Annotated in this window: 15 protein-coding genes; 9 read left to right on the forward strand and 6 right to left on the reverse strand. The window is 57.7% G+C overall.

Annotated features, from left to right (window positions below):
- The first annotated feature begins 49 nt into the window (after window positions 1-49).
- The 9 genes from hydA (at window position 50) to GOV90_RS01075 (ending at window position 8,038) form a co-directional block, all read left to right on the forward strand.
- Window positions 50-1,504 carry a dihydropyrimidinase gene (hydA, locus tag GOV90_RS01035; protein ID WP_171089484.1) on the forward strand — a complete coding sequence of 485 codons (1,455 nt, stop codon included), beginning with the start codon at window positions 50-52 and terminating at the stop codon, window positions 1,502-1,504.
- A gap of 55 nt (window positions 1,505-1,559) precedes the next feature.
- Window positions 1,560-2,357, forward strand: coding sequence for an ABC transporter ATP-binding protein (locus GOV90_RS01040; protein WP_171089486.1), 798 nt, complete (start codon window positions 1,560-1,562; stop codon window positions 2,355-2,357).
- Window positions 2,347-2,790: a GNAT family N-acetyltransferase gene (locus GOV90_RS01045; RefSeq protein ID WP_171089488.1), complete on the forward strand. Its 444-nt coding sequence runs from the start codon at window positions 2,347-2,349 to the stop codon at window positions 2,788-2,790. Before GOV90_RS01040 ends, GOV90_RS01045 begins: the two co-directional genes overlap by 11 nt.
- Window positions 2,787-3,704 carry an ABC transporter permease gene (locus tag GOV90_RS01050; RefSeq protein ID WP_171089490.1) on the forward strand — a complete coding sequence of 306 codons (918 nt, stop codon included), beginning with the start codon at window positions 2,787-2,789 and terminating at the stop codon, window positions 3,702-3,704. The genes GOV90_RS01045 and GOV90_RS01050 overlap by 4 nt, the downstream gene beginning before the upstream one ends.
- On the forward strand, window positions 3,701-4,546 hold the full coding sequence (locus GOV90_RS01055; protein ID WP_171089492.1) for an ABC transporter permease: 846 nt from the start codon (window positions 3,701-3,703) through the stop codon (window positions 4,544-4,546). Before GOV90_RS01050 ends, GOV90_RS01055 begins: the two co-directional genes overlap by 4 nt.
- Before the next feature lie 62 nt (window positions 4,547-4,608).
- A complete protein-coding gene (locus GOV90_RS01060) occupies window positions 4,609-5,604 on the forward strand; it encodes an ABC transporter substrate-binding protein (protein ID WP_171105202.1) in 996 nt (331 codons plus the stop codon).
- A gap of 157 nt (window positions 5,605-5,761) precedes the next feature.
- Window positions 5,762-6,475 (forward strand): ABC transporter permease, encoded by a 714-nt coding sequence (locus GOV90_RS01065; protein WP_171089496.1) that lies wholly within the window; start codon window positions 5,762-5,764, stop codon window positions 6,473-6,475.
- Entirely contained in the window at window positions 6,468-7,202 is a 735-nt protein-coding gene (locus tag GOV90_RS01070; RefSeq protein ID WP_171089498.1) for an ATP-binding cassette domain-containing protein, read from the forward strand. Before GOV90_RS01065 ends, GOV90_RS01070 begins: the two co-directional genes overlap by 8 nt.
- A 20-nt stretch (window positions 7,203-7,222) precedes the next feature.
- Window positions 7,223-8,038, forward strand: a complete 816-nt coding sequence (locus GOV90_RS01075) for a substrate-binding domain-containing protein (protein WP_171089500.1) — start codon at window positions 7,223-7,225, stop codon at window positions 8,036-8,038.
- Between the two features lie 64 nt (window positions 8,039-8,102).
- On the opposite strand, the gene GOV90_RS01080 is transcribed toward GOV90_RS01075, so the two are convergent.
- The 6 genes from GOV90_RS01080 to GOV90_RS01100 all read right to left on the reverse strand — a co-directional run bounded on the left by GOV90_RS01080 (window position 8,103) and on the right by GOV90_RS01100 (window position 15,169).
- Window positions 8,103-8,975, reverse strand: a complete 873-nt coding sequence (locus GOV90_RS01080; protein WP_171089502.1) for a helix-turn-helix transcriptional regulator — start codon at window positions 8,973-8,975, stop codon at window positions 8,103-8,105.
- On the reverse strand, window positions 8,976-9,101 hold the full coding sequence (locus tag GOV90_RS21285; protein WP_256367925.1) for a hypothetical protein: 126 nt from the start codon (window positions 9,099-9,101) through the stop codon (window positions 8,976-8,978). It lies immediately after the preceding gene.
- A gap of 13 nt (window positions 9,102-9,114) precedes the next feature.
- Complete coding sequence (locus GOV90_RS01085; protein WP_171089504.1) at window positions 9,115-10,377, reverse strand: c-type cytochrome; 1,263 nt, start codon at window positions 10,375-10,377, stop codon at window positions 9,115-9,117.
- The gene (locus GOV90_RS01090; protein ID WP_171089506.1) at window positions 10,378-11,586 is read right to left on the reverse strand and encodes a formate dehydrogenase subunit gamma; all 1,209 of its coding nucleotides are present in this window, start codon (window positions 11,584-11,586) and stop codon (window positions 10,378-10,380) included. It abuts the gene before it with no gap.
- A 75-nt stretch (window positions 11,587-11,661) separates the two neighbouring features.
- Window positions 11,662-12,258, reverse strand: coding sequence for a formate dehydrogenase FDH3 subunit beta (gene fdh3B / locus GOV90_RS01095; protein ID WP_039530246.1), 597 nt, complete (start codon window positions 12,256-12,258; stop codon window positions 11,662-11,664).
- A gap of 16 nt (window positions 12,259-12,274) precedes the next feature.
- The gene (locus GOV90_RS01100; protein ID WP_171089509.1) at window positions 12,275-15,169 is read right to left on the reverse strand and encodes a formate dehydrogenase subunit alpha; all 2,895 of its coding nucleotides are present in this window, start codon (window positions 15,167-15,169) and stop codon (window positions 12,275-12,277) included.
- Between the last annotated feature and the right edge of the window lie 24 nt (window positions 15,170-15,193).

The raw sequence follows: 15,193 nt of genomic DNA on the forward strand, positions 1-15,193 counted from the left end.
TTTTTAGCCAGATGAAGCAAGCGGCGCAGACCGCATCAGGGAGTTTGAAATGAGCACAGTTATCAAGAACGGAACCGTCGTCACTGCTGATTTGTCGTACAAAGCGGACGTCCTGATCGAAGGTGGCGTGATCACCGAGATTGGGATGGATCTGAAGGGTGACAAAGAGTTGGACGCCACCGGTTGTTATGTGATGCCGGGCGGGATCGATCCTCATACCCATCTGGAAATGCCGTTCATGGGCACGTACTCCAGCGACGATTTCGAAAGCGGCACGCGCGCGGCTTTGGCTGGTGGCACGACAATGGTGGTGGATTTTGCGCTGCCCAACCCGGGGGAAAGCTTGCTTGATGCGTTGAAGCGCTGGGATAACAAATCGACGCGGGCGAATTGTGATTATTCGTTCCATATGGCGGTGACGTGGTGGGGCGAGCAGGTGTTCAACGACATCAAGACCGTGATTGAGACGCGGGGCATCAACACCTTCAAGCACTTCATGGCCTATAAAGGCGCGCTGATGGTGAATGATGATGAGCTGTTTGCGTCATTCAAGCGTCTGGCCGAATTGGGTGGAACCGCAATGGTCCATGCCGAAAACGGCGATGTCGTGGCCGAGTTGAGCGCCAAACTGCTGGCAGAGGGCAATACCGGGCCAGAGGCGCACGCCTATTCCCGTCCGCCGCAGGTAGAAGGTGAGGCGACGAACCGGGCCATCATGATTGCGGATATGGCAGGCGTTCCTCTTTATGTGGTGCATACGTCTTGCGAAGAGGCGCATGAAGCCATTCGTCGCGCCAAGATGCATGGCAAGCGGGTATGGGGCGAGCCCCTGATCCAGCATCTGACCCTGGATGAGAGCGAGTATTTCCATCACGACTGGGAACACGCAGCGCGGCGAGTCATGAGCCCTCCGTTCCGCAACAAGCAGCATCAGGACAGCCTGTGGAACGGTTTGCAATCTGGAACGCTGAGCGTTGTGGCGACGGACCATTGTGCGTTTACGACTGAGCAAAAACGCTATGGCGTTGGTGATTTCACCAAGATTCCGAACGGGACCGGAGGGTTGGAAGACCGAATGCCCATGCTGTGGACCTATGGTGTGAATACGGGGCGACTGACGCCGAACGAATTTGTCGCTGTCACATCAACAAACATCGCCAAGATATTGAATTGCTACCCTAAAAAGGGTGCGGTTCTGGTCGGCGCTGATGCTGATCTGGTGGTTTGGGATCCAAACAAGGCCAAGGTGATTTCGGCTGAGACGCAGCAATCATCGATCGACTACAACGTCTTTGAGGGCAAGGAAGTGCGCGGGTTGCCGCGGTTCACGCTGACCCGTGGTGCGGTGGCCGTGCATGATGGTGAGATCAGGACTCAGGAGGGGCACGGGAAGTTCGTGGCGCGTGAAGCCAATACGCATGTGCACAAGGCGCTGAGCACCTGGAAAGAACTGACCGCGCCGAGACCGGTTGAACGGACGGGTATCCCGGCAACCGGGGTTTGATCAGTTTGGGCTGCTGCGCAGGCAGCCCTAACACCACTCTTTTCAAGGCACTAGAATGAATACTGCAAGCACGACCCAGCCCGTCATCGAGGCAAGGCAACTGGACCTGACGTTCCAGACCAACGACGGGCCCGTTCACGCGCTCAAGGATGTGAACCTGACCATCGACAAAGGCGATTTCGTCAGCTTCATTGGCCCTTCGGGCTGTGGCAAGACCACATTTCTGCGCTGTATCGCGGCGTTGGAAACCCCGACGGGGGGAACGCTGACGGTAAACGGGATGACCCCGGATGAGGCGCGACGGAACCGGGCCTATGGGTATGTGTTTCAAGCGGCGGGTCTGTATCCTTGGCGGACCATTGCAAAGAACATCAAACTGCCGCTTGAGATCATGGGCTATTCGGCGGCTGAGCAGGAAGAGCAAGTTAAAAACGTCCTGAAACTGGTTGATCTTGAAGGGTTTGGCGGCAAGTTCCCCTGGCAACTTTCAGGCGGCATGCAACAGCGGGCCAGCATTGCACGAGCCCTTGCCTTTGATGCTGATATCCTGCTGATGGATGAACCCTTTGGCGCCTTGGATGAAATCGTACGCGATCACCTGAACGAACAGCTGCTGGCGCTTTGGGCCCGCACTGAAAAGACGATTGGGTTTGTGACCCATTCGATCCCCGAGGCAGTATACCTGAGCACCAAAATCGTGGTCATGAGTCCAAGGCCGGGCCGAATCACCGATGTGATCGACAGCCCGTTGCCCAAGGAACGGCCATTGGACATTCGGGATACGCCGGAGTTCATAGAAGTTGCCCACCGTGTGCGCGATGGCTTGAGAGCAGGGCATTCTTATGACGACTGAACTGAACGCAGATCGAATCCGGCGCGCGGTGCCTGAAGACGTGATTGCCTGCGCCACGGTCGTGCACAATTGGGCCATGCAAACGGATTGGATGCCAGAGGAACTACCGGTGGAAGAACTCTCGACCATGATCGGTGATGCGTTCGACAGCCGTGAAATCTGGGTCGCTGGTGATCCGGTTGATTGCTATATGTCAGTGGATCCCGCGCTCAATAAAATCGGAGCGTTGTATTGTGGTCGGACGGGACAAGGCATTGGCAAGCGCTTTGTCGACAAAGCAAAAGAGGGCAGAAATTTTCTCTGGCTGACAACGCACAGACCCAACACCGCTGCGCAACGCTTTTATCGTCGCGAAGGGTTTGAGGTGACCGCGGAAGAACCTCCTGTACCTCCTGACACCGTGCCTGTCTTTCGGATGGAGTGGCACGCATGAAGCAGATCGTTGCCGTACTCACTGTTGTCGTTGCAATTGCTCTGATCTGGTACGTGGCCTGTGTGCCGATGAATATCAAAGGTGTTCTGAGTGAGCTTGAGCGTGGCGGGGCCGAGGTGCAGCCGCCCACCGCAAGCGCGCGCCGCGATTTGGGGGAAATCGGGCTGGTTGCAGGCAACACGTTTGCGATCCCTGTCGCTTGGGAACAGAAAAAACCCCGCTTGCCTTCGCCCCATCAGGTTGTGATTGAACTGTGGGAAACGACGATTGAGAAGAAAGTCACCTCGAAACGATCGCTTATCTATCATGGTTGGGTGACGCTCAGCGCGACGATGCTTGGCTTTGTGATCGGTACCGGGTTGGGTATTCTGCTGGCAGTCGGCATCGTGCATAGCCGCGTGATGGATTTGTCGGTCATGCCCTGGGCCATCGTGAGCCAGACGATCCCCATTATTGCGTTGGCACCAATGATCATCGTCGTCCTGTATTCGGTTGGCGTTCAGGGGATCATTCCCAAGGCGATCATCTCAGCCTATCTCAGCTTCTTTCCGGTGGTCGTTGGCATGGTCAAAGGGTTGCGTAGTCCCGACACTATGCAGTTGGACCTGTTGCGAACCTATAGTGCTAGCCTCTCGCAGGGTTTTTGGAAACTGCGCCTGCCTGCGTCGATGCCTTACCTGTTCACATCTTTGAAAATCGGTATTGCTGCCTCTTTGGTAGGCGCGATCGTGGGAGAGTTGCCGACAGGGGCCGTTGCAGGGCTGGGTGCGCGTCTGCTCGCGGGCAGTTACTATGGTCAGACGGTTCAGATCTGGTCGGCCTTGTTCGCAGCGGCCATCCTGGCCGCCTGTTTGGTCGGGTTGCTCGGACTGATTGAACGAATGGTCTTGAAGCGAATGGGGATGGCGCAATGATATTTGTTATCTTTGCTCTGCTGCTGTGGGCTTTTGGCTGGTGGTTGAACAGCCGCCTGGCCAGTGGACCTCACGCGGACAGTCAGATCGTACGCATTCTGGCACCGGTGATTTTTGGGCTGACTGTTGTCGGCGCGTGGGAGTTGTTGGTTCGGGGGCTTGAGGTGCCGCTGGTCATCCTGCCCGCGCCGTCAGCTATCGCGTTACGCTTTGCCGATAGCCTTGACATTTTGTGGGCGGATTTTGTTCAGACCATCCTGAAAGGTGCGCTCAGCGGCTATATCATCGGCTGCGGGTCAGCGTTTCTTATGGCCATTGCCGTGGATCGGTGGGACTTTCTGCGCCTTGGGCTGTTGCCTGTCGGGAATTTCGTGGCGGCACTTCCCATCGTTGGAACGGCACCTATCCTGGTTATGTGGTTTGGGTTTGATTGGCATTCCAAAGCGGCTGTGGTCGTTGTGATGGTGTTCTTTCCGATGCTGGTCAACACAGTGGCCGGTCTGCGTGAAGCCGCGGCGATGCAGCGCGACCTGATGGAGACTTACGCTGCAACCTATTGGCAGAGTTTTATAAAACTTCGTTTGCCTGCGGCGATGCCTTTCATTTTCAACGGGTTGAAGATCTCGACAACTTTGGCTTTGATTGGAGCCATTGTGGCCGAGTTCTTTGGCTCGCCAATCGTGGGGATGGGCTTTCGGATTTCCACCAGCGTGGGTCAGCTGTCGCTTGATATGGTCTGGGCCGAGATCGTGGTGGCCGCGCTTGCCGGTACCGCCTTTTATGGCCTTGTCGCAGGCATCGAGAAGGTCGTGACGTTCTGGCACCCGTCACAACGTGGATAAAATGGGAATAACTCAACAGACCTCGAAAACGGGGCAACCAAAAGCAACTAGGAGAAATGAAGATGAATAAGCTACTTAGCGGGGCGGTCGCCGCCTTCAGTTTGGCAGCCAGCACGGCGCTTGCGGCGGACGAGGTGACGCTGCAGTTGAAATGGGTCGGACAGGCGCAATTTGCCGGCTATTTTGTAGCAGAAGCAAAAGGTTTCTACGACGAAGAAGGTCTTGATGTCACAATCAAACCGGGTGGCCCGGACATCGCGCCGGAACAGGTTATTGCTGGAGGTGGTGCCGACGTCATCACCACATGGATGGCCGCTGGTCTGGCGGCGCGTGAGCGTGGCGTACCGCTGGTGAATATCGCACAGCCGTTCAAAACCGGTGGCCTGCAGGTCAATTGCCTTAAGTCCACTGGCGTCGAAAGCCCTGAGGACTTTCCCGGTCGCACCATGGGTGTTTGGTTTTTTGGCAATGAGTATCCGTTCTACGCCTGGATGGCGTCCTTGGGCATCGAAACAGATGGAGCGGACGAGAATGGGGTGACTGTTCTGAAACAGGCGTTTTCCGCGGACCCTCTGATCCAAGGGCAGGCGGATTGCATTTCCACTATGACCTACAACGAATACCGCCAGATCCTTCAAGCCGGTATCACACCTGAAGAGTTGGTGACATTCAACTATCTTCAGATGGGTTTCGGGATGCTCGAAGATGGCCTGTATGTGATGGAAGAGAATCTGAGCGATCCTGCGTTCGTCGACAAGATGGAGCGTTTTGTTCGGGCCTCGATGAAAGGCTGGAAATACGCGGCTGAAAACCAGGAAGAAGCTGCTGAGATCGTGCTGGAATTCGATGAGACCGGTGCACAAGAACTGGACCATCAGGTCTATATGATGGGTGAGGTTGCAAAGCTGATTGAAGGATCTGATGGCGCGCTGGACCCCGCTGATTATGAACAGACAGTAAAAACACTGCTGTCCGCCGTTTCTGCGGAAAATCCAGCCATCACAAAACAGCCTGACGGTGCCTGGACGCATCAGATTACCGACGCAGCGCTGAACTAACGCAAGCCGTCAGTTCAAGGCTTTCAGCGCGGCCCCAATTGGGGCCGCGTTTCTCGTTTCAGATGCCGGATTTGTGTCTGTACTCGATGGAAAAACAGAGTAGTATTTACCTGTAAATGAACGCATTTCATACGAAATGCAATCTTTCAGGAATAAAATGCAGGGATTTGCATCAGAATTCAGCTCAGCCATCGCTCTGATCTTTCAAGGAGACTCGGAGCTTTGGGCAATTGTGCTTCTGTCCCTGAAAGTTTCCATATTTGCGGTGCTGATTTCAGCGCTGATTGGTATGCCGGTTGGGGCTGCTTTGGCCGTGGCCCGGTTTCCCGGACGGCGGGTTCTGATCGTTTTGATGAATGCCCTGATGGGGTTTCCGCCGGTCGTTGTGGGGTTGCTGGTTTACCTTATGCTGTCGCGTTCAGGGCCTCTGGGCGTTCTGGAACTTCTGTATACACCAACTGCGATGATCATCGCTCAGGTGGTTCTGGTTACCCCGATCGTTGCGGCATTGACGCGGCAGGTGATCGAGATGCTGGCCGAAGAGTATTCCGAGCAGCTTCGATCCCTTGGTGTGTCACGGCTGGCATCCGTTCCGGTTTTACTGTGGGATGCGCGGTTGGCTTTGGTCACAGCTTTGCTGGCTGGGTTTGGACGCGCCATTGCCGAAGTGGGGGCGGTGATCATCGTCGGTGGCAACATCAATCATGTGACACGCGTGATGACAACAACCATCGCGCTGGAAACCTCGAAAGGAAATCTGGCGCTTGCGTTGGCGTTGGGCGCAATTCTGATCGGGATTGCCGTGGCCGTGAATGCAATGGTCAGCGCCGTAAGCCTGAGGGCCGAGCAGGAGGGGTTACGCCATGCGTGATGTCATCTGCGATATGGTGAACCGCATTGAGGTTGAAGACCTTCAAATCCGCAACAAGGGCCGTGCGTTGCTGGATGTGCCTTCATTGGTTCTGGATGGTCCGGGCCCAACCCTTATTCTTGGCCCAAACGGTGCGGGCAAAAGCCTTTTGCTGCGCTGCCTGCATGGTTTGATCGCACCTGACCACGGCCGTGTGGTGCAGGATGGACAGCCGCTGAGCGCTGCGCAAAAGGCGCGTCAGGCTATGGTATTCCAACACCCGGTTTTGCTGCGCCGCTCTGTGTCCGGCAATCTGGACTTTGTTCTAAAACGCCAGGGGCTGGGGCGGGCGGTCCGAAAGACCCGTATCGCTGAATTGCTGGTCGAAGGTGGGCTTGACGGCAAGGCGCGTCAGCCTGCGCGGTCGTTGTCGGGTGGCGAGGCACAAAGGCTTGCGGTCCTGCGTGCGCTGGCGTTGGAGCCCGACACGCTGTTTCTGGACGAGCCCACCAGCGCGCTTGATCCGGCTGCAACGCAGATGATCGAGCGGATGGTGCTGCGCGCCTCGGCGCGTGGGGTGCGGATCGTGATGGTGACGCATGACATCGGGCAGGCACGACGGTTGGCATCGGATGTGGTCATGATGCAGGGCGGGCATGTGGTAGAGCATGGCGCTGCAAAACAGGTGTTGGACGCACCGGAAAGCGACGCATCGCGCCGCTATCTGGCAGGCGGGTTGGTTACTTAAAAAGAAAATCGGAGAAAATGATGTTCCGGGCAGTTATTCGGGCAGCAGCAGTGGCTCTTGGCTTAACGGCGGGGTCGGTTTCGGCGGAAACACCGTTCATAGTGGTGCAATCGACGACCTCGACACAAAACTCTGGACTGCTGGAGCATATTTTACCGTGGTTCGAAGCCGAATCCGGCATAGACGTGCGTGTCGTCGCGGTGGGAACAGGTCAGGCGATCCGTAATGCAATCAACGGGGACGGTGACGTGCTGCTGGTCCATTCCAAGCCTGCGGAAGAGAAGTTTGTTGCCGATGGCTGGGGCGTTGAACGCAAAGACCTGATGTACAACGATTTTGTTCTGGTTGGCCCGAATTCTGATCCGGCCGGAATTCGTGGCGGCACGAATATTCTGGCTGCTCTGAGTGAGATCGCAGAGGTTGAAGCGCCCTTCGTATCGCGTGGAGACGACAGTGGGACGCACAAGGCTGAGATGGGCCATTGGTCGGATGCTGGCCTTGATCCTTCGGGCGCCTCAGGAACGTGGTATCGCGAAACCGGCTCGGGCATGGGCGCAACCTTAAGCGTGGCCAGCGGAATGGACGCCTATACGCTGACAGACCGGGCCACGTGGTTGTCCTTTGGGAACCGAGGCAATCTTGAAGTATTGGTCGAGGGCGATCCGCGCCTGTTCAATCAGTACGGTGTCATCCTTGTGAACCCTGAAAAGCATCAACATGTGCGGGCGGCATCCGGTCAACGCTTTATCGACTGGTTGACGGGTCCGGACGGGCAGGAGGCGATCGCGTCCTTCAGGCTAGAAGGACAGCAGGTGTTTTTTCCCAATGCCCAGTAAATTGGCCTGCGGCCAACCCTTGCGGGGCGAGTATTTTTGAAAAGATGAAGCGGTGGGCGGGGGATCAGCCGCTGGCACCATTGTGGTGGATCGTACCGAGGCCCGACAGGTCATAACCGCCGAATTCGCGGGCCCGTTGTGTGAAATGATCCGAGCGCAGCAGTGTCATCAGCTTTTGCAGCGGCGGATCGAAAAAAGATCTGCGCCAGATAGCCAGGTCCAGCCGCTCGGAATGGGTGGGGACAAAGCCAAGGTTGTACAGCCCGGCCAAGGCACCCAGTCCAAAACCAGCCTCGGCCTTTTGATCGTGCAGCGCTATGGCAAGTTCTTCTTCGGTGCGGGCGCAACCGGGGAAAACGTCCAAGTCTTCGCGATTTAGCCCATGTGCCTCAAGTTGCGCCTCAAACAGGCGCTGGCTGGCTGCACTGTCCTGACGCAGGATGACGCGTCTGGATCTGAGGTCTTGGAACGATTTGATGCCCGATATGCCCGGAGCAAGCAGTAATCCCCGTTCCCGTCGGGCGATTTCACAGAGAACGACCGGGGCTTCTCCCAAGGCGTCGCGCAGGGAATTGGTGTTGAACCCACCGTCTTCGTGGATGTGCAATACCGCGGCCTGCGCAGTGCGGTCGCTCAGCCGCGTCAATCCATCGAAAGAGCCATCATAGTAGGTGGCAAGCCCTGATCCGCTTTCGCGCAATGCCCAGTCCAGCAAAGGATCATGACTGCCAGCAACAATCGGGGGCAGGGGCGGTTCAGCCACCTGCGGACCGGACCGCGAGGCGTTGAGCCAGGCGATGATTTCGGTTCTTGGGAACAGCAGCTTGCCCATGGCGCGCACGCAGGGCACCTCGCCCGAAGAGGCAAGGTCATAGGCTTTCCGCTCGCCAATGCGCAGCAGATCGGCCAGTTCTCGGGTGGTCAGGTATTGAGACATTCAGTCGAGGCGCACCGCTGGACCCGACGTGGTATCAGCAGCACTGAACCCGAACCGATCCAGTGTGGATGGGGCTGCGACTGTAATCACGACCATCGCGGCAACTGCGGCAAAAAAGGCTTTCATAGTCTCCTCCGGTTCAGTTCTGGTCGTCCGTCGCGCGGCGCAGGAAGGCGATCAGGTCGTCCCGATCCTGCTGTTCTGTAATTCGTTGCATCGGCATCTTCGACCCCGGAATGTAATGATCCGGCCCCTCATCGAAAAGGGCATTTATTGTCTGTTCATTCCAAACAATATCAGAGTCTTGCAGCGTATCCGAGTATAAATATCCGGGCAGGGTTCCGGCAGGTCGTCCAAAGATACCGTGCAGCGTCGGCCCAGCTCGGCGTTCGCTGTCGGGTGTCAGGCTGTGGCAGATCGAGCATTTGCGGGCGAATTGGCGCTCTCCGTTTTCCATTTCGTCGGGATCTTTTAGAAAACTGGGCTCGGAAGAGGCCATTTGCTGTTGATCCGACAGGTCACCCACGGGCCAGCTGTACATGGCCGCGTCTATGCCACCGGCGTGGATGTTCTGACCATCGTCCGAGAATGACAGCGCCCAGACCGGTCCGCGCAGCGTTGCGCGAAAATCCTGCGTGATGCGCCATTCGGTTGTGTCGATCATCATGATATAGCCTTCACCGTCGCCGACGGCCAAAAGGCTTCGGTCCGGGCTGAGTGCAAGGGCCAGGATCGGGCGGCGATCCAGAGTAAAGTCGCGTTCTTCACCGGTTGTCAGATCGAGGATTCGCGTCACTCCGTCCACCGCGCCATAGGCGATCCAGTTATCCTGCGCATTAAAGATCAATTCGTTGATGCCAAAGCCGTGTTCAACCAGCCGGTCCGTTTCTTCGCCGGTTGCGACATCCCACACGCGTAAGGCCCCATCGACGCCAGCAGAAAAAAGCTGTGACCCATCCGGTGAAAAAGTGACCGCATTCACGCCGCTGCCCGTAGGGCCGAACAGGTCGGGGGTGGTGCCATCAATGGGCCAAATACCGATTGTGCCGTCCCAACTGGCCGTTGCGACATGCGTTTTGGACGCGGCCACGGAAACGATCTTGCCTTTGTGCTGACCGACAATCTCTCCGCCCGGCCAACGGCGCAGGGTAAAATCATCTCCGGCGGAATAAATTGCTGTACCGTTGAAAACGACCGCGTTCACGGCGGCTTCGTGTCCTTCCAGCCATTGGGGTGTCTGGTCCGACCATAGCCCGACAGAATTGTCGAAACTGGCTGTTGCGATCCGACCGTCTGGCGCGGTGGCAATTCCCATGATCGGCCCGCCATGGCCTTTGAGCGTGAGGAACTCCGCCCATGCGGGCAGGGGGGTCAACGCACAGGCAAGGATCAGCCAGCGCATCTATTCGGCGGGTGAGGCCGCTGCCTTGCCAGCCTCTTTTTCCTGCACCTCTTCCAGCCACAACGAGTGGTGTTCGCGCGCCCATTGTTCTTCGACTTCGCCCGAACCCATGGCGTCAAACGCGCCCTCCATTCCGACCGAGCCGAGGTAGATATGCGCGATAATGATGGCGATGAAGACATAAGCGACCATCACGTGCCAGACTTGGGCATATTGCATCTCTTCCTGAGGCGACATTTGCACGGGCAGGTTCAGGCCAAGCGCTTGTGGAATGCCGGTGGCATTGGCAACCGAGAAGGTCTTGGCGAACATCGGCAATTCAAACGGAAACAACAGCGACAGACCGGACAGGCTGATCGAGACGCCCAGCAATATGCAGGCCCAAAAGATGATCTTTTGCCCTGCGTTGAACTTCTTGGCGGGCGGGTGGCTGTTTTTGCTGAACAAGCCTCCTCCGGCTGCCAGCCATTTCAGGTCGGTGCGGTTGGGGATGTTATGGGCAATCCAGTTCACCGTGATGATGATCAGCCCCAACATGAAGGCCCATGCCAGATTGTTGTGTAGCCATTTGCAGCCTTGCGCGATGGTTGCGAAACCTTCCTTGCCGAAAATCGGGATCAGGAAGTCGCGGCCATAGAGCGTCAGCAGGCCGGTAATTGCGAGAACGATGAAAGACCCAGCGAACAGCCAATGACCGAAGCGTTCAAAACTGGTGAAGCGCAGGACGGTACGGCCGGTCTTTTCTCCGTCGATGCGAATCTTGCCTCGGATCAGGAAAAACAGAACGATGATGGCCAGCATTCCTGCTATGATGTAACCGCCATATTCGCGTAACGGCCCAGTGCGGAATTCCCACCACCACATGCCGCCATCTTGGATCAGTACACTGTCAGCAGGTCCGCGCGAGGATACGGTCACATCGGCCGAGCCAAAGCGCAGCGCGCGGTACACGTCACTGTCCGAGGATACGCCGCTGGGTCCAAACTGGCCCAACAGACCTTCGACATTGCCCTGGCCAGTGTTTTCTGAGCGAAAACTGTTATCGACTTTCTCTCCACGCTGACGCGCGAGAATATCCTCAAGCGTGGTCGCACCACCGGTCGAGGCGCGCTCATTCGTGGTGGCGGGTGCCTCAGCCTCGTTGGTTTGCGCAACGGTGGCCTGTGCCAGCCCAATGGTGAACAGCAATGCGATGAGTAAGCGGAACATCTGAACCTCGGTCAAAATCCCTGATCAGGCGACCCACGGATGCGGGTCGCCTGTTTGGCTCATGAAAAAGCGGTCTTAGCCGTCTTTCTGGTCGTAGGCGGTGCCCCAACCCCACGCGCCCGAGCCGAACCCGCGCGCAACGACGCGCTCGCGGTAGATGGCCGAGACCACGTCGCCGTCACCGGCGAGCAGGGCCTTGGTGGAACACATCTCAGCGCAGATGGGCAATTTGCCCTCGGCGATCCGGTTGCGACCATATTTTGCGAACTCTGCGGTCGAGTGCGTTTCCTCGGGGCCACCGGCGCAGAAGGTACATTTGTCCATCTTGCCGCGCGATCCGAAGTTGCCTGCCTGCGGGTATTGCGGTGCGCCGAAGGGGCACGCGTAGAAGCAATAACCACAACCAATGCACAGGTCCTTGGAGTGCAGGACGACCCCTTCTTCGTTCTGATAGAAGCAGTCGACCGGGCACACCGCCATGCAGGGCGCATCCGAACAATGCATACAGGCCACCGAAATCGAGCGTTCGCCCGGGTCACCGTCATTGATCGTCACCACCCTGCGGCGGTTCACGCCCCACGGCACCTCGTGTTCGTTCTTACACGCGGTGACGCAGGCATTGCACTCGATGCAGCGTTCGGCGTCGCAGAGAAACTTTGCTCTTGCTGCCATGTTCTCTTCTCCTCCCTTACGCTGACCAGATTTTGCAGAGAGTCGCTTTGGTCTCTTGCATCTGGGTCACGGAATCATAGCCATAGGTCTGGGCGGTGTTGGTACTTTCACCCAGCACATAGGGATCGGCGCCTTTCGGGTATTTCTCCCTCAGGTCTTCACCCTGGAAATGGCCACCAAAGTGGAACGGCATGAAGGCCACGCCGGCACCGACCCTGTTGGTCAGCATCGCCATCACCTTGACCTTGCCACCCTCAGGACCTTCGACCCAGACCTGCGATCCGTCACGAATACCAAGGTTGTTGGCATCGCGCGGATTGATCTCGACGAACATGTCCTGTTGAAGCTCGGCCAGCCACGGGTTCGACCGTGTCTCATCGCCGCCGCCTTCATATTCGACCAGACGACCTGACGTGAGGATTATCGGGTAATCCTTTGAAAAGTCGTTCTTTTGGATCGAAGCATAAAGGGTGGGTAGGCGATAGGCTTGCCGGTCTTCGTAGGTCGGATAGTCCTCCACCAGATCGCGCCGGTTGGTATAGAGCGGCTCGCGGTGCAGTGGGATCGGATCCGGGAAGGTCCAGACGACCGCGCGGGCTTTGGCGTTCCCGAAGGGCGCACAGCCGTGCTCGATCGCGACCCGCTGGATACCGCCGGACAGGTCGGTCTTCCAGTTGGTCTCTGGCCCCGCAACGGCGTCGATGGCCGCGCGTTCCTCAGCCGTCAGATCACCGTCCCAGCCAAGATCCATCAGCATTTGCATCGTGAATTCAGGGTATCCATCCTGAATTTCCGATCCAACGCTATAGACCCCTTCGGCCAGCAGGTTGTCGCCATCGCGTTCCACGCCAAAGCGCGCGCGGAAGGTCAGGCCACCTTCGGCCACTGGTTTGGACATGTCATAAAGGTTTGGTGTTCCCGTATGACCCATCTCCGGTGTTCCCCAGCAGGGCCAGGGCAGACCGTAATATTCGCCATCGTTGGGTCCACCAATGGCTTGCAGCGTGGTTCTGTCGAACGTGTGCTGGTTGGCCATATGGCTTTTCAAACGCTCTGGCGACTGACCGGTATATCCGATGGTCCAGAGACCCGCGTTGAACTCACGTGTGATGCTTTCAACATTGGGGGTTTCCGGATCGTCCATCTCGATATTGCGGAACAATCGATCCGCCCAGCCAAACTTGTTGGCGAACTTGGCCATGATGACCTCGTCCGGCAGGCTTTCGAACAACGGTTCTACCACCTTGTCGCGCCATTGCAGCGACCGATTCGACGCCGTGACCGAGCCACGGGTTTCGAACTGTGTGCAGGCCGGCAGCAGGTAGACGCCATCGGTGCGGTCATGCAGCACGGCCGAGACGGTGGGGTACGGGTCGATCACGACCAGCATGTCCAGCTTCTCCATCGCCGTCTTCATTTCCGTCATCCGGGTCTGCGAGTTGGGCGCGTGGCCCCACAAAACCATGGCGCGGACATTGTTGTCCTGATCCATGTTGGCCGGGTCTTCCAGAACACCATCAATCCAGCGAGAGACCGGGATGCCACGTTCGTTCTGAAGCGGTTTATCCTTGCCTTCCTTGTCCTTGATCGTGGCGAACTGGCCTGCCAGCCATTCGGGATCTTCACCCCAGACACGGGCCCAGTGACCCCATGCACCCTTCGACAGGCCGTAATAGCCGGGCAGGGTGTGGGACAGAACACCAAGGTCCGTCGCGCCCTGCACGTTGTCATGGCCGCGGAAGATGTTGGTGCCGCCGCCCGAAGTGCCCATGTTGCCCAAAGCAAGCTGGAGCACGCAGTAAGCGCGGGTGTTGTTGTTGCCGTTGGTGTGCTGCGTCCCACCCATACACCAGATCACAGTGCCGGGGCGGTTGTTGACCATGGTACGAGCAACGCGCTTGAGCTGTGAGCCGGGAACACCGGTTACACGTTCGGTCTCTTCCGGGTTCCAATTGGCAACTTCGGTACGGATCTGGTCCATCCCCCAGACGCGGGTGCGGATGAACTCTTTGTCCTCCCAACCGTTGTCGAAGATGTGCCACAGGATACCCCAGATCAACGCAACGTCTGTGCCGGGACGGAACCGCACATATTCATCCGCATGCGCCGCGGTGCGCGTAAAGCGCGGGTCGCAGACGATCAGCGGAGCGTTGTTCTGCTCTTTCGCGCGCAGAACGTGCAGCAGCGAGACGGGATGCGCCTCGGCCGGGTTGCCGCCGATGATGAAGATGGCCCGTGAGTTGTGGATGTCATTGTACGAATTGGTCATGGCGCCGTAGCCCCATGTATTCGCAACACCCGCAACAGTGGTCGAGTGGCAGATACGGGCCTGGTGGTCCACATTGTTCGTGCCCCAGTAGGCGGCGAACTTGCGGAACAGATAGGCCTGTTCGTTATTGTGCTTGGCCGAGCCCAGCCAGTACACGCTGTCCGGCCCGGATTCCTGACGGATGTTCATCATGCCGTCGCCGATCTCGTTGATCGCCTCTTCCCAGCTGATGCGCTTCCACTCGCCGCCTTCCTTTTTCATCGGATACTTCAGGCGACGCTCGCCATGGGCGTGCTCGCGGACCGAGGCCCCCTTGGCACAATGTGCACCCAGGTTGAACGGGCTGTCCCAGCCGGGTTCCTGCCCGATCCAGACGCCATTCTGCACTTCGGCAACAACGGTACAGCCGACCGAACAGTGGGTGCATACGGATTTAATATTCTCAACGGCGGTGTTGGCCGCTGTTTGGGCGCTGGCAGGCGTCACGGTTCCACCCGTGGCGCTGATCGCGGCAAGGCCGCCGATCGTCAGGCCCGAGCCACGCAGGAATGCGCGGCGGTCGACGGTTTTCTCGCCGACCTGGGACAGGATACTTGTCCGCTGGGGGCGTCTCGCAACCCCGTTGGTCTTTTTCCTAAGCATTTCTTTCCTCCCTTGCTGGCCATG

Source organism: Ruegeria sp. HKCCA5929 (genome assembly GCF_013034525.1).
Lineage (GTDB): Bacteria > Pseudomonadota > Alphaproteobacteria > Rhodobacterales > Rhodobacteraceae > Ruegeria.

What these genes read in the sequence shown, in the direction of transcription:
- GOV90_RS01055 (WP_171089492.1), top strand. Translation starts at nt 3,701, where the DNA reads ATGATATTTGTTATCTTTGCTCTGCTGCTGTGGGCTTTTGGCTGGTGG.
- GOV90_RS01085 (WP_171089504.1), bottom strand. Translation starts at nt 10,377, where the DNA reads ATGCGCTGGCTGATCCTTGCCTGTGCGTTGACCCCCCTGCCCGCATGG.
- GOV90_RS21285 (WP_256367925.1), bottom strand. Translation starts at nt 9,101, where the DNA reads ATGAAAGCCTTTTTTGCCGCAGTTGCCGCGATGGTCGTGATTACAGTC.
- GOV90_RS01090 (WP_171089506.1), bottom strand. Translation starts at nt 11,586, where the DNA reads ATGTTCCGCTTACTCATCGCATTGCTGTTCACCATTGGGCTGGCACAG.
- GOV90_RS01040 (WP_171089486.1), top strand. Translation starts at nt 1,560, where the DNA reads ATGAATACTGCAAGCACGACCCAGCCCGTCATCGAGGCAAGGCAACTG.
- GOV90_RS01080 (WP_171089502.1), bottom strand. Translation starts at nt 8,975, where the DNA reads ATGTCTCAATACCTGACCACCCGAGAACTGGCCGATCTGCTGCGCATT.
- GOV90_RS01045 (WP_171089488.1), top strand. Translation starts at nt 2,347, where the DNA reads ATGACGACTGAACTGAACGCAGATCGAATCCGGCGCGCGGTGCCTGAA.
- GOV90_RS01100 (WP_171089509.1), bottom strand. Translation starts at nt 15,169, where the DNA reads ATGCTTAGGAAAAAGACCAACGGGGTTGCGAGACGCCCCCAGCGGACA.
- GOV90_RS01050 (WP_171089490.1), top strand. Translation starts at nt 2,787, where the DNA reads ATGAAGCAGATCGTTGCCGTACTCACTGTTGTCGTTGCAATTGCTCTG.
- GOV90_RS01060 (WP_171105202.1), top strand. Translation starts at nt 4,609, where the DNA reads ATGAATAAGCTACTTAGCGGGGCGGTCGCCGCCTTCAGTTTGGCAGCC.
- GOV90_RS01065 (WP_171089496.1), top strand. Translation starts at nt 5,762, where the DNA reads ATGCAGGGATTTGCATCAGAATTCAGCTCAGCCATCGCTCTGATCTTT.
- GOV90_RS01070 (WP_171089498.1), top strand. Translation starts at nt 6,468, where the DNA reads ATGCGTGATGTCATCTGCGATATGGTGAACCGCATTGAGGTTGAAGAC.
- fdh3B (WP_039530246.1), bottom strand. Translation starts at nt 12,258, where the DNA reads ATGGCAGCAAGAGCAAAGTTTCTCTGCGACGCCGAACGCTGCATCGAG.
- hydA (WP_171089484.1), top strand. Translation starts at nt 50, where the DNA reads ATGAGCACAGTTATCAAGAACGGAACCGTCGTCACTGCTGATTTGTCG.
- GOV90_RS01075 (WP_171089500.1), top strand. Translation starts at nt 7,223, where the DNA reads ATGTTCCGGGCAGTTATTCGGGCAGCAGCAGTGGCTCTTGGCTTAACG.